The organism is Mesorhizobium sp. M1B.F.Ca.ET.045.04.1.1 (assembly GCF_003952465.1).
GTDB classification, from domain to species: domain Bacteria; phylum Pseudomonadota; class Alphaproteobacteria; order Rhizobiales; family Rhizobiaceae; genus Mesorhizobium; species Mesorhizobium shonense.
Genome location: NZ_CP034448.1, coordinates 6,587,010 through 6,599,516 on the forward strand (window position 1 = coordinate 6,587,010; position 12,507 = coordinate 6,599,516).

At 64.9% G+C, this 12,507-nt stretch carries 10 protein-coding genes; 8 read left to right on the forward strand and 2 right to left on the reverse strand.

All coding sequences use genetic code 11. The annotated features are described in order from the left end of the window. Positions 1-73 precede the first annotated feature (73 nt). The 3 genes from EJ071_RS32820 to EJ071_RS32830 are packed head-to-tail and all read left to right on the forward strand — an operon-like array spanning position 74 to position 3,871. Entirely contained in the window at positions 74-964 is an 891-nt protein-coding gene (locus EJ071_RS32820) for an ABC transporter permease (protein WP_189521318.1), read from the forward strand. Continuing rightward, positions 961-1,845, forward strand: coding sequence for an ABC transporter permease (locus tag EJ071_RS32825; protein ID WP_126101570.1), 885 nt, complete (start codon positions 961-963; stop codon positions 1,843-1,845). The genes EJ071_RS32820 and EJ071_RS32825 overlap by 4 nt, the downstream gene beginning before the upstream one ends. Next, complete coding sequence (locus EJ071_RS32830) at positions 1,838-3,871, forward strand: ABC transporter ATP-binding protein (RefSeq protein ID WP_126101571.1); 2,034 nt, start codon at positions 1,838-1,840, stop codon at positions 3,869-3,871. Before EJ071_RS32825 ends, EJ071_RS32830 begins: the two co-directional genes overlap by 8 nt. A gap of 104 nt (positions 3,872-3,975) precedes the next feature. On the opposite strand, the gene EJ071_RS32835 is transcribed toward EJ071_RS32830, so the two are convergent. After that, on the reverse strand, positions 3,976-4,881 hold the full coding sequence (locus EJ071_RS32835) for a LysR family transcriptional regulator (RefSeq protein ID WP_126101572.1): 906 nt from the start codon (positions 4,879-4,881) through the stop codon (positions 3,976-3,978). Between the two features lie 126 nt (positions 4,882-5,007). Here EJ071_RS32835 and EJ071_RS32840 point away from each other — a divergent pair, with 126 nt between their 5' ends. The 5 genes from EJ071_RS32840 to EJ071_RS32860 all read left to right on the forward strand — a co-directional run bounded on the left by EJ071_RS32840 (position 5,008) and on the right by EJ071_RS32860 (position 11,387). After that, complete coding sequence (locus tag EJ071_RS32840; protein WP_126101573.1) at positions 5,008-6,663, forward strand: ABC transporter substrate-binding protein; 1,656 nt, start codon at positions 5,008-5,010, stop codon at positions 6,661-6,663. A 2-nt stretch (positions 6,664-6,665) separates the two neighbouring features. Beyond that, positions 6,666-7,556: a DUF427 domain-containing protein gene (locus EJ071_RS32845; protein WP_126101574.1), complete on the forward strand. Its 891-nt coding sequence runs from the start codon at positions 6,666-6,668 to the stop codon at positions 7,554-7,556. Between the two features lie 339 nt (positions 7,557-7,895). Beyond that, complete coding sequence (locus tag EJ071_RS32850; protein WP_126101575.1) at positions 7,896-9,218, forward strand: homoserine dehydrogenase; 1,323 nt, start codon at positions 7,896-7,898, stop codon at positions 9,216-9,218. Positions 9,219-9,249: 31 nt separating this feature from the next. Then, complete coding sequence (locus EJ071_RS32855) at positions 9,250-10,734, forward strand: FGGY family carbohydrate kinase (protein WP_126101576.1); 1,485 nt, start codon at positions 9,250-9,252, stop codon at positions 10,732-10,734. Positions 10,735-10,808: 74 nt separating this feature from the next. Further along, complete coding sequence (locus EJ071_RS32860) at positions 10,809-11,387, forward strand: hypothetical protein (RefSeq protein ID WP_126101577.1); 579 nt, start codon at positions 10,809-10,811, stop codon at positions 11,385-11,387. A gap of 9 nt (positions 11,388-11,396) precedes the next feature. Here the strand turns inward: EJ071_RS32860 and EJ071_RS32865 are convergent, their stop codons facing one another. After that, positions 11,397-12,359: a sugar-binding transcriptional regulator gene (locus tag EJ071_RS32865; protein WP_126101578.1), complete on the reverse strand. Its 963-nt coding sequence runs from the start codon at positions 12,357-12,359 to the stop codon at positions 11,397-11,399. Positions 12,360-12,507: the final 148 nt, after the last annotated feature.

A 12,507-nucleotide genomic window follows, 5' to 3' on the forward strand; every position in this document is an offset into this window, starting at 1 on the left:
AGTATTCGCCATCCTCGCCTTCCTCGTCCGGCGCCTCGCTCTGTCGCTCGTCACGCTGTTCCTGCTCAGCGTCATGGTGTTCCTCGGCGGCCAGGTGCTGCCCGGCAATGTCGGGCGCGCCATATTGGGGCCGTTCGCCGACCAGCGCGCCGTCGACGCGCTCAACCATTCACTCGGCGTCGACCGGCCGCTGCTCGTCCAATACGGAACCTGGATATGGAATTTCCTGCATGGCGACATGGGCACGTCCTATATTTTCCGCGCCCCGGTCGCGCCCTTCGTCATCGAGGCGCTCGGCCATTCGATGAAGCTGGCGCTCGTCGCCTTCGTGCTGGTGGTGCCAATCGGCATCCTCGGCGGCGTTATCGCCGCGCTCAACCTCAACCGGCCGCTCGACCGCATCATCAGTCTCGGCGGCCTGTCGGTGACGGTGCTGCCGGAGTTCGTCACCGGCATCATCCTGATCCTGATCTTCGGCGTCTGGCTGCGCTGGCTGCCGATCGCCGCCGCCTGGCCGAAAGGCGCCGGCTTCTTCACCCAACTCTACTATCTCGTCCTGCCGTCGCTGCCGCTGTTCCTGGTGCTGTTCGGCTACATCGCCCGCATGGCGCGGTCCGGCATGATCGAGGCGCTCGATTCCGACTACACGCGCACCGCCGTGCTCAAGGGCCTGCCGTGGCGCACGGTGATCTGGCGGCATGTGCTGCGCAATGCGCTGTTGCCGACCATCACCGTCATCGCCACACAAACCGGCTACCTGATCGGCGGGCTGGTCGTCATCGAGACGCTGTTCCGCTACCAGGGCATCGGCTCGCTGATCTTCACCGCCGCGCGCGGCAAGGATTTCCCGATGCTCGAGGCCGGCATCCTCACCATCGGCATCGTCTATGCGGTGGCCACACTCGTCGCCGACTTCCTCTATTCCGTGCTCAATCCGCGCATCCGGTTGGGGGCAGAGCAATGAGCGCGACAGATACTCCCGCGACCCTGCCAGCGCCGGACGCCGCGTCGCGGCGTGGTCCCTGGGGCGAGGTGCTGCACTCGCTCCTGCGGTCGGGCACATTCCTCACCGGGCTCGCCATCGTCTTGTTCTGGGTCATCTGCGCGCTGTTCGGCGAGCATTTCGTGCCCTACGACCCACTTGCCGACGACATCATCAACGCGCTTGCGCCGCCATCGGCCGAACACTGGTTCGGCACCGACCAGATCGGCCGCGACGTCTTCTCGCGCGTCATCGTCGGCTCCCGCGACATCCTGACGGTGGCGCCGCTGGCGACATTGCTTGCGACCGTCGCCGGCACAGCGCTGGGGCTGCTCATCGGTTATTTCCGGGGCATCGTCGACGACATCGTCAGCCGCGTGCTGGAAGCCTTCATGGCGATCCCGGTTGTGATCATCGCGCTGCTCGCCATCGTCGCGCTCGGCACTTCGAAGATCACCGTCATCGTCGTCATCGGCCTGAGTTTCGCGCCGATCATCGCCCGCACCGTGCGCTCGGCGGTGCTTGCCGAGCGCGAGCTTGACTATGTCGCGGCGGCAAAGCTGCGCCACGAGGGCGCGCCGCACACGATGTTCGTCGAGATCCTGCCAAACGTCATCCCGCCGATCCTGGTCGAGACGACGGTGCGGCTCGGCTATGCGATTTTCGCCGTCGCAACGCTCTCCTTCATGGGCTTCGGCATCCAGCCGCCCTCCCCCGACTGGGGCCTCTCGATCTCCAGCAATTACGGCATGATCGGCGGCGGCTTCTGGTGGACGGTGCTGTTCGACGCTTTGGCCATCGCCTCGCTGGTGATCGGCGTCAATCTGGTGGCGGACGGCGTCCACGGAGCGTTCAATGACTGAGAAGAACGCGCTCGAACTCAACGACCTTTCGGTCGCCTATCGCGTCGGCGGCCGCAACCGGGCGGTGCTGCGCAATGTCAGCCTCAGGATCGGCCGGGGCGAAGCCTACGGGTTGGTCGGCGAGTCCGGCTGCGGCAAATCCACTGCGGCGCTATCGGTGGTGCGCTATCTGCCGCGCAACGGCTCGATCACCGGCGGTTCGATCGCGCTCGACGGCCAGGACGTCATGAAGCTCGACCCCGAAGCGCTGCGGCGGGCGCGGGCGGAAAGCGTGTCGATGGTCTATCAGGACCCCGGCAAGGCGCTGAACCCGTCGCTGCGCATCGGCCGGCAACTGACGGAGATCTTCGAGCTTGCCGGCATCTCGGGAAAGGCCGCCGCCGATAAGGCGATTGCGATGCTGAACCTTGTGCGCATCTCCGATCCAGCCAGCGTCATGCAGCGCTATCCGCACCAGCTTTCCGGCGGCATGCAGCAGCGCGTGGCGATCGCCATGGCCTTGGCCAACGATCCCTCGATGCTGATCCTCGACGAGCCGACGACCGGTCTCGACGCCACCGTGGAAGCCGAAGTGCTCGACCTGATCGGGCAGTTGCGGCGCGAGCTGTCGGCCTCGATCCTGTTCATCAGCCACAACCTCGCCGTCGTCTCCAACATGTGCGACCGGGTCGGCGTCCTCTACGCCGGCATGCTGGTCGAGGAAGGCTCGACGAAGGACGTCTTCAACGATCCGCGCCACCCCTACACGGTAGCCCTGCTGCGCTGCCTGCCGCGCGGCGGCCAGCGCAAGGACCAGGGCCGGCTCGACACGATCCCGGGCTTCCTGCCCGCCATCGGCACCAATATCGTCGGCTGTGCCTTCGCCGACCGCTGTGCGCTGGCGACGGAGCGCTGCCGCAGCGAACCGCCGCCGCTCTACGAGCTGGCTGATGGCGAAGGAGGCGTCCGGCTGTCGCGCTGCCACTATCACGACAAGGCGCAGTCGCTGCCGCGCGCGACACCCGCCGAGATTCCTGCCGCAGCACCCAAGCAGGCGCCGCCGGTGCTGCAGGTCGAGGGGCTGAACAAGACCTATGCCAGCCACGGCCGTCCGCTGCGGGCGGTGAAGGACGTCTCGGTCAGCCTGAGGCCCGGCGAGACGCTCGGCCTGGTCGGCGAATCCGGCAGCGGTAAGACGACCTTCGCGAGGCTTTTGCTCGGCCTCGTCCAGCCGGACGAAGGCGGCAGTATCGAGCTCGAGGGAAAGCAGTTGGCGCCGCGGCTTGCAAGCCGCTCCGAAGACCAGGTCAAGGCGGTGCAGATCGTCTTCCAGAACCCGGATTCGGCACTCAACCGCTCGCATTCGATCCGTCATATCCTGAGCCGCGCCTTAAAGCGGCTTGGCGGGCTCACCGGCAAGACTTTGGACACACGGCTGGAAGAACTTGTCCGCTCGGTGCGGCTCACCGACCGGCATCTCGCCGTCAAGCCGCGCCAGCTTTCGGGCGGGCTGAAGCAGCGCGTGGCGATCGCGCGGGCCTTCGCCGGCGATCCGCGCATCGTCGTCTGCGACGAGCCGACCTCGGCGCTCGACGTCTCGGTGCAGGCGGCGATCCTCAACCTTTTAGCCGACCTGCAGTCGAAGCAGGACGTGAGCTATATCTTCATCTCGCACGACCTCGGCGTGGTGCGTTACCTCTCTGACAAGATCGCCGTGCTTTATCTCGGCCGCATCATGGAATTCGGACCATCGGAAGCGGTGTTTTCCGGCCCCCACCATCCGTATACGGAAGCGCTGTTGTCGGCCGTTCCAAAACTCGACCGGACGGAGCGCTCGCGCATCCGCCTCGACGGTGAAATCCCAAGCGCGGCCAATCCGCCGAAGGGCTGTGTCTTCCACACGCGCTGCCCGCGCAAGATCGGCGCGATCTGCGAGACACAGGAGCCGGAACTGGCCGAGGCCGAGCCCGGGCACACGATCCGCTGCCATATTCCTTTTGAGGAACTGGCAAGGCTGCAGAAGCCGAAGGCCGTGGAGCCGGCGTGATCCGCGATCAGAATGCCACCGCGCCTAAAGCTCTTTCAGATCGCTCCATGCGCTTTAGGTTTTTGATTTTACGCATGTCTTTATCCCGGAACCGGTCCCCACTTTCAGGAGACATGCTTTAACATGCTGAAAGCGCGGTCGCTCTCGGCGAAAGCCTGATCGCTGGACAGGTTCCTCGCGAGCGTGCGCAAGCCGGTCAGGGCTATATCGAGGGCATCCGAAGAGGCCGGGTTCTCCGGATAGGCAAGGTAGATCGGGCGCTGGAACACCGGCGTGTCCTCGACGCGCCGCAACTCGCCACGCTCGATATGAGCGCTCACGGCGCTCAGCGGCAGATAGGCGGACGCCCGTTGCGACAGCACGTGCTGCAGGCCGATGAACACCAGTCCGGCGGAGATCGCCGGCTTCACCATGCCGGCAAAGACGCGGTCGTGCTCGACGCGGAACTCCAGCCCCCAGTCCATGAGGATGTAATTCTGCGTCCACGGCCCGACCTGCGCCGTGTGCTGTACGAGGACCACCTGATCGACGGCCAAGGTCTCATAGACGATGCCGGGATGCGGCTTGGGCAGATAGAGGATGCAGATGTCGAGCAGGCCTTCGGCCATCTGGTCGATCGCGAGATCCGGAAAACTGCCTTCGAGCCGCAGCGCCACGTTCGGCCGCTTCGCCTGCATCCAGTCGATCCAGGGCGAGGTGATGCTGTCCCAGAGATAGGCGGGCGCAGTGAGCCGGAGAAGCGTCTCGTAGCCATCGGGAACGGCGATGTCCTGGCGCGACTGCTCCCAGGTCCGCGTGATCGTGGAGGCATGCGGCAGGAACTGCCGGCCGGCCGGGGTAAGTGAAACGCCGTCGCTGTCGCGGACGAACAGCTTGCGCCCCAGCTGTTCTTCCAGGCCGCGAATGCGCGCGCTGACGGTGGATTGGGCAAGGTTCAGCCGATGGGCGGCAATGGTGAAGCTGCCATGCGCCGCGACCTCCAGGAAGCTGCGCAGATTCTCGGTATCCATGGCTTTCGCTTTCGGCTCGGCGGCAATCGAAGATTCCGATGGCCCCCATCAAAAAATATCGCTTTTCGGTCGTGGTCAACAGTGAACTAGATGGCGAAGCCCCCACGCCAGCCAAGGAATGCAGCCATGCCGAAGCATTTCAGGATGATCGACGCCGCTCGCAGAAATCTCAGCGCAATCGAAAATTCCGCTATCGACCAATTGCTGGCCGGCAAGATCGGCAGGCGCGAGTTCCTGCGCCATGGCAGCGTGCTCGGCCTGTCGCTGCCCTTCCTCGGCGGCATCGCCTCGGCGGTCGGACTTGGCGCACCACAGGCGCGCGCCGAGGGCAAGCCGGGCGGCACGGTGCGCGCCGGCGTCGCCGTGCCGGGCGGCGCCATCGATCCGGTGACCTTCTATGACAGCGGCAGCTATCAGCTCGTCTTCCAGACGGCGGAATTCCTGTGCGTGACGCAGCCGGACCTGACGCTGAAGCCGGTGCTGGCGGAAAGCTGGTCGCCCAACGCCGACGGCAGCGTCTGGACCTTCAAGCTGCGCAAGGGCGTGAAATTCCACAATGGCGAGGACTTCAAGGCCGAGGACGTCGTGGCGACCTTCGATCGTCTTGCCGACCCGAAGGGCACGTCCAACGCGCTGTCGGTGTTCAAGGGCCTCTTGTCGAAGGGCGGCACGCGTAAGGTCGACGACCACACCGTCGAGTTCCATCTCGACGCGCCGAACGGCAGCTTCCCCTATTCGGTGTCGATCGACAATTACAACGCCGTCATCCTGCCGGCGAGCTACAAGGGCGACTACGAGAAGACCTTCGAGGGCACCGGGCCGTTCCGGCTCGAGAGCTACACGCCGAAGGTCGGCGCGAGCTTCGTTCGCAACCCCGACTATTGGGGCGAGAAGGCGCTGCCCGACCGGCTCGAGTTCAAGTTCTACGCCGACGTGCAGCCGCGCATCCTGGCACTGCAGGCGGGCGAGGTCGACGTGCTCGACGCCATCCCGCTCGACGTCAGCCAGGTGGTGCTCGGCAATCCGGACATCACGGTGCTGCGCGTAGCGTCGACCGCGCATCGCCAGCTCCACATGCGCTGCGACATGGCGCCCTTCACCGACAAGCGCGTGCGCCAGGCGCTGGCGCTTTCTATCGACCGCTCCAAGCTGGTCGACGGGCTCTGCCGCGGCATGGCGGCGGTCGGCAACGACAGCCCGTTCGCGCCGGCCTTCCCCGCCACCGACAAGTCGGTGCCACTGCGCACGCAGGACATCGCCAAGGCAAAGCAGCTGATGGAAGCGGCGGGCCTGGGAAGCGGCTTCGACATGACGCTGACCACGTTGCGCTATTCCGACATTCCCGGCTACGCGCAGCTGTTCCAGAACTTCGCCAAGGAAATCGGCGCGCGCATCTCGCTCAACATCGAGGACCAGGACAAATATTACGGCAAGGCGGTGTTCGGCCAGTCGGACTGGCTGGACAGCCCGCTCGGCATCACCGACTACGCGCATCGCAGCGTGCCGAACGTATTCCTGAAAAGCCCCCTGGTCAGCGACGGTCCGTGGAATGCGGCGCATTTCAAGAACGCGACCTATGACGGGCTGGTCACCAGCTATCTCAAGGCGCTCGACCTCGACGCACAGCGCAAGGCCGCTTCCGACATCCAAAAACTGCTGCTCGACGAGACGCCGGTGATCTTCAGCTATTTCCCGGATCTCTTGGTGCCTGTGCGCAAGAATGTCAGCGGCCTGCCACCGATCGCCGCCGGACTGCTGCTCGATCGCGTATCGGTAGGTTGATCATGGTTGCGCGCAGGAACCTGGCGGCAAACGACGAGAAAAGGACGACTTCCATTCGCAAGCCTCATTTGCGCGGCCGCGGGCCGCATTTCCCGCTGCTCGACACTATCGTGCAGTACGAGTTCGAGCCGGGCTATGTCGCCTTCACCATGCCTTCGCCCAAGCGGCTGCGCGTGCAGGTCGGGCCGATGATCGTCGCCGACACCACCAAGGCGCTGGTGTTTTACGAGAGCGACCACCTGCCGGTTTATTACTTCCCGGTGAGCGACGTGCGCGAGGAATTCCTGCTGCCGAGCAGGACGACGACGGAAGATCCGTTCAAGGGCACCGCGACGCATTATTCGCTCAACACCGGCATCACGCTGGTCGAGGATGGCGCCTGGCGCTATCTCGATCCGGCCAAGGGCTGCCCGCCGATCGCGGACTACATATCCTTCTATTGGCCGAAGATGACGCATTGGTACGAGGAGGACGAGGAGATTTTCGTCCACGCCCGCGACCCGTTCCGCCGCGTCGACTGCCTGCCCTCGTCGCGGCGGGTGCAGGTGATCCTCGACGGCGAGCAGGTCGCCGATTCACGGCGCGGAGTGTTCCTGTTCGAGACCGGCCATCCGGTGCGCCATTATCTGCCGATCTCGGATACGCGGCTCGATATGTTTTCGCCCAGCCGCTACATCTCGCGCTGCCCCTACAAGGGCATCTCCAATTACTACCATGTGACGACGCCCAAGAAGCGGCACGAGAACCTGGTCTGGTATTATCCGGAGCCGGTGCATGAGGCCGAGCGCATCAAAGGGCTGGTGTGTTTCCATCACGAACTGGTCGACAAGATCCTGGTCGACGGGGTTGAGATTCCGAAAGAGGCGACAGCGGCGTCCGACGGGTATTTTTGAGTCCTATCTAGCCTCCGCAGCGTTCCTTCGCGCCCCCTCTGTCCTGCCGGACATCTCCCCATTTGGGGGAGATTAGCAGCTTGGGCGCTCCGCTCCTCCTGCGACGTTGAAAAATAGCGAAGACCGCGATGACGGCTAATCTCCCTTTGTGGGGGAGATGTCCGGCAGGACGGCTGGGGGCGCTGTCCCGCCGACGATTCCGCGTTGCTGCGAGCGCTCGTCCGCCGGTTTCATTCCTGCGCAACTTTCCGAAATGCCGGTTGAAATATTTTTCAAATAGAAATAGGAATGTTCAAACGATTACGGCGCGGCGGCGCGCCAAGGACCGGAGGAAGCGACATGTCCCATCCGCAATTCGCAGCGGAACTCCTGCAGCGCGCTGAAAAACAGGGGCCGATCACCATCGGGCTCGCCGGCGCCGGGCAGATGGGGACGGATATCGTCGTCCAGGTCGCGCTGATGCCGGGCATGCGCATCGGCGCCATTTCCGAGGTCCGGCCGCAGGCGGCGATCGACGCGGCACTTCTTGCCGGCCATGACCGCTCCAACATCGTGCAGGCGCCCAATGCGGCGGCAATCGACCGCGCCATCGAGGCCGGCAAGATCGCGGTGACCGAGGACCTGCATGCGCTCGCCGCCGCCGGCCGCATCGACGTCATCATCGACGCCACCGGCAATCCCAACATCGGCACGCTGTTCGCGCTCGAAGTGATGAAGAACGGCAAGCATATCGTCATGCTCAATGTCGAGGCCGACATAACCATCGGCCGCTTCCTCAAGGAGGAAGCACGCAAGGCCGGCGTGGTCTACACCGGGGCTGCCGGCGACGAGCCCGCCTGTACGCTGGAGATCATCGGCTTTGCCAAGAGCCTCGGCTTCAACATCGTGGCCGCCGGCAAGGGCAAGAACAATCCGCTGAACATCGACGCGGTGCCCGCCGATTACGAGAAGGAGGCCAACGAGCGCAACATGAATGCGCGCATGCTGGTCGAATTCGTCGACGGCTCGAAGACGGCGATCGAGATGGTGGCGATCGCCAACGCCACGGGCCTGGTGCCCGACGTGCCCGGCATGCACGGCCCGACAGCGACGCTCGAGGAACTGGCAAGCGTGCTCTGCCCGCGCGAGGATGGCGGGGTGCTGTACCGCAAGGGCGTGGTCGATTATTCGATCGGCAAGGGTGTCGCGCCCGGCGTGTTCTGCATCATCGAAACGAAGCATCCGCGCGTGCTGGAGCGCATGATCGACCTCAAGGTCGGCAAGGGCCCCTATTTCACGATCTTCCGCCCCTATCACCTCACCAGCCTCGAAGTGCCACTGTCGGCAGCGCGCGCGGTGGTCTACAAGCGCGCCGACATGGAGCCGCTCGACCATCCGGTGGCCGAGGCAGTGGCGGTTGCCAAGACCAATCTCGGCACCGGACAGTCGCTCGGCATGATCGGCGAGAACGACTATCGCGGCTTCGCCATGACCTGGGAGGATGCGCGTGCCAAGGGCGCGCTGCCGCTCGGGCTTGCGGAACGCGCCAAGGTGGTGAAGCCGGTCAAGGCCGGCGATTTCCTGACCTATGAAAATTGTGTACCCGACGATTCGATGGTGATAACCCAGATCCGCCGTCGTCTCGACCAGTCGGACGGACGGTTCGTAACCAACGCGGCCTAAAGCGCGTCGCGCTGCAACGGATCCTCGCCTGATGGACGATGTCGTAATCGGGATCGACGCCTCGACGACGGCCGTGAAGGCGATCGCTTTCGCGCGCGACGGCGCGGAGCTTTTCCAGGCGCGCGAGACCTATCCGCTTTCCAATCCGGCGCCCGGCCATTTCGAGCAGGATGCCGAGCATTGGTGGACGGCGCTGACATCGGCGCTGAAACAGGTCGCCGACAAGGTCGGCTCGACGCGCGTGAAGGCGATTTCGATCGCCCACCAGCGCGAGAGCTTCACGCTGATCGACAGCGTCGGCAAGCCGCTCATCCCCGCCATCCTTTGGTTGGACGAACGAGCCCGCCGCCAGGTGGCGCGGCTTTCGGCCGAGCTCGGCCGCGAGGCGATCCGCGACTGGAGCGGCAAGCCGCCGGACCCGACGCCCGCGGTTTATGCCCTGGCCTGGCTGATGGAGCACAAGCCGCAGGCGCTCGCGCAGGCGGCAGCGGTGGTCGACGTCCACGCTTTCTTCGTCCACCGGCTCACGGGCCGGCTTGTCACCAGCACGGCCAGCGCCGATCCGCTCGGCCTGCTCGACATCGCTCACGGCAGTTGGCATCCGCGACTGGTCGAGGCGGCAGGCCTGAGGCCGGAGCAGTTGCCGGAGCTCTCTGCCCCCGGCGCGGTCTGCGGCCGGCTTTCGGAAGACATCGGGGCGGCGTTGGGCCTGAAGGCCGGCACGCCGGTCGTGGCCGGCGCCGGCGACGGCCAGGCGATGGGCCTCGGCATGGGAGTCTACGGTCCCGGCAGAAGCTATCTGTCGCTGGGCTCGGGCGTCGTCAGCGGCAACTATTCCGGCACGGTCACGACTTCGGATGCGTTCCGCACGCTGGTTTCGCCGACCGGCTCCGGCTTCATGCTGGAAACCGTGCTGCGCTCCGGCATGCAGCTTGTCGACTGGATCGTGCGCACCACCGGTTCGCCTTCGGCCGCAGTGCTGGAAAAGGCGGCGATGACGGTTGCTCCGGGCAGCGACGGCCTGCTCGTCATGCCCTATTGGGCCGGCGTCATGAGCCCCTATTGGGACGGCGCGGCGCGCGGCGCGATTGTCGGCCTGTCGCTCGACCATGAGCCGAAGCATCTCTTCCGCGCCGTGCTGGAAGGCATCGCGCTGGAGCAGGCGATCGCCACCGACGCGATGGAGGAACAGACCGGCAAGGCCGGCGCGATGATCGCGGCCGGCGGCGGCACCAATTCGACGCTCCTGATGCAGATCATGGCGAGCGTGCTCGAGCGGCCGCTCTTCGTCTCGCCGGTCAACGAGGCGGCCGCACTTGGCGCCGCCATGCTGGCGGCCTCGGCAATCGGCTGGTTCGCGTCGCCGGAAGACGCGGCAAAGGCGATGGCGGCACAACCGGCAAGACAGGTCGACCCGGTCGAGGCGTTGGTGCCGACCTACCGCGCCCGCAAGGCGATCTACCGTGACCTCTACCACGCGACGCGCGACATCCACACGCGGCTGAGCGAGGCCTGATTTCTATGTGAACCAACGCATTTTGCGCCCTGCCCCGCTGATGCTAGGTTCCGGCGCGCGGCGGACGATTGCACATGAAAATAAGAATTCATCATGCAGCCCTGACCTTGACTGTCGCCTTGGCGACGACGCCGGCGCTTGCCGGCGACAAGCCGGCGTTCGAGCTTGCGCTCGACATCGACCAGGACGGCACAATGGACCGCGCCGTGGTGATGCAGGACGATGGTGCCCCGGCCGATCTCTACATCTATCTGGCGAGGGAAAAGCCCGATCCCTCGCGAAAGCCCGACTTCGTCAAGAAGGCGCTGACCGAGGACCGGATCCTCGATCTCGAAGCCAAGGGCAAGGGATCCCTGGCGATCACCTCCTGCTTCGGCTGCGGCGCCATCAAATCGACGGAAGACACGCTGATCTTCGTCCATCGCCGCGGCCAATTCCTGGTCGGCGGCTACCGCCGCTACTGGGACTGGAACATCCACAAATCCGACGGGACCGTCGAGACGACGGTTGGTGACTGCGACATCAATTACCTCACCGGAAAGGGCAAAGCTTCCAAGGATTTGGAGGACGGCAAGCCGGTCAAGGGCAGCTTCAAGCCCGTGCCGCTCAAGGACTGGTCATACGAGAAGCGCCCCGAGGCCTGCGACTTCTAGCCGGCCGGTCTACCGGCCGAGCAGCCCCTTGGCGGCGCCCTCATCGGTGATCAGCACCGAAACCTTCGTGTTGGCGAGCGCCGCGCGCATGACGGCGATCTTCTCCTGCCCGCCCGAAACCAGGATGATGGTGGGAATGTCGGAGAGATCCCCTAGCGGATAGGCGCAAACGCGGCGGTTGACCTCGTGATCCACCGTGCGGCCCTCGGCGTCGATGAAGTGGCAGAGGATATCGCCGACCGCGCCCGCCGCCTGCAGTTCCTCGAGCTCGCTTGGCTTGATGAAGCCGTAATTGGCGATCGGGCTGTCGCTGGAGAAGGAGCCGACGCTCAGCACGGCGATGTTGGCGCGCCGCGCCCTAAAGACGACGTCCTGGACGCTGCGCTGGCTCATGAAGGCATCGCGCTGCTCGGGCCTGTCGGCATAGACCGGCACAGGCAGCAGATAGCATTCGGCGCCGATCTTTTCGGCGAACTCCCAGGCGCTCTCGGTCGGGTTGAGCGGCTGCGCATGGGTGAGGCCGCCGAGCATCGAGACCACCGTCGTCCTGGCGATCGGCCGTCTGGGCAATTCGTTGATGGCGAATTTCAGCGTCCTGCCCCAGCCGAGCGCAATGACGTCGCCGGGATTGACGTTGTCGGCGAGATAGGCGGCGGCGGCGTGGCCGATCAGCAGCGGCGTGTTGCTGCGGTCGGCGGCAGACGGCACGACCACGGCCTGGCTGAGGCCGAAGCGCTGCTTCAGGCTTTCCTCCAATTGCACGCATTCGACGACGCTGTCGCGGATGCGGAACTGGACCACGCCCTCCTCGCGCGCGGCCGACAGGATGCGATGCACCTTGATGCGGCCGACACCGAGGATCTCCGAGATCCGCTCCTGCGTCAGGCCTTCGACATAATAGTGCCAGGCGGCGCGGGCCTTGAGCTCGGCATCCGGGAAGCGCGAGGCCTTCTCGTTCTCGATCACCGCCATCCTTATGCCTCCCGCATGTGCTGGGCTTTCCCTATGGCAAACCGTCGGTTCGTGCAAACCGGCCGCCGAAAGCGTCGGCGGCACTTGACAATTTTCTGATGAACGTTTTAGCTGAACAAAATTGCATATCAAAGATAAATTGTTCACA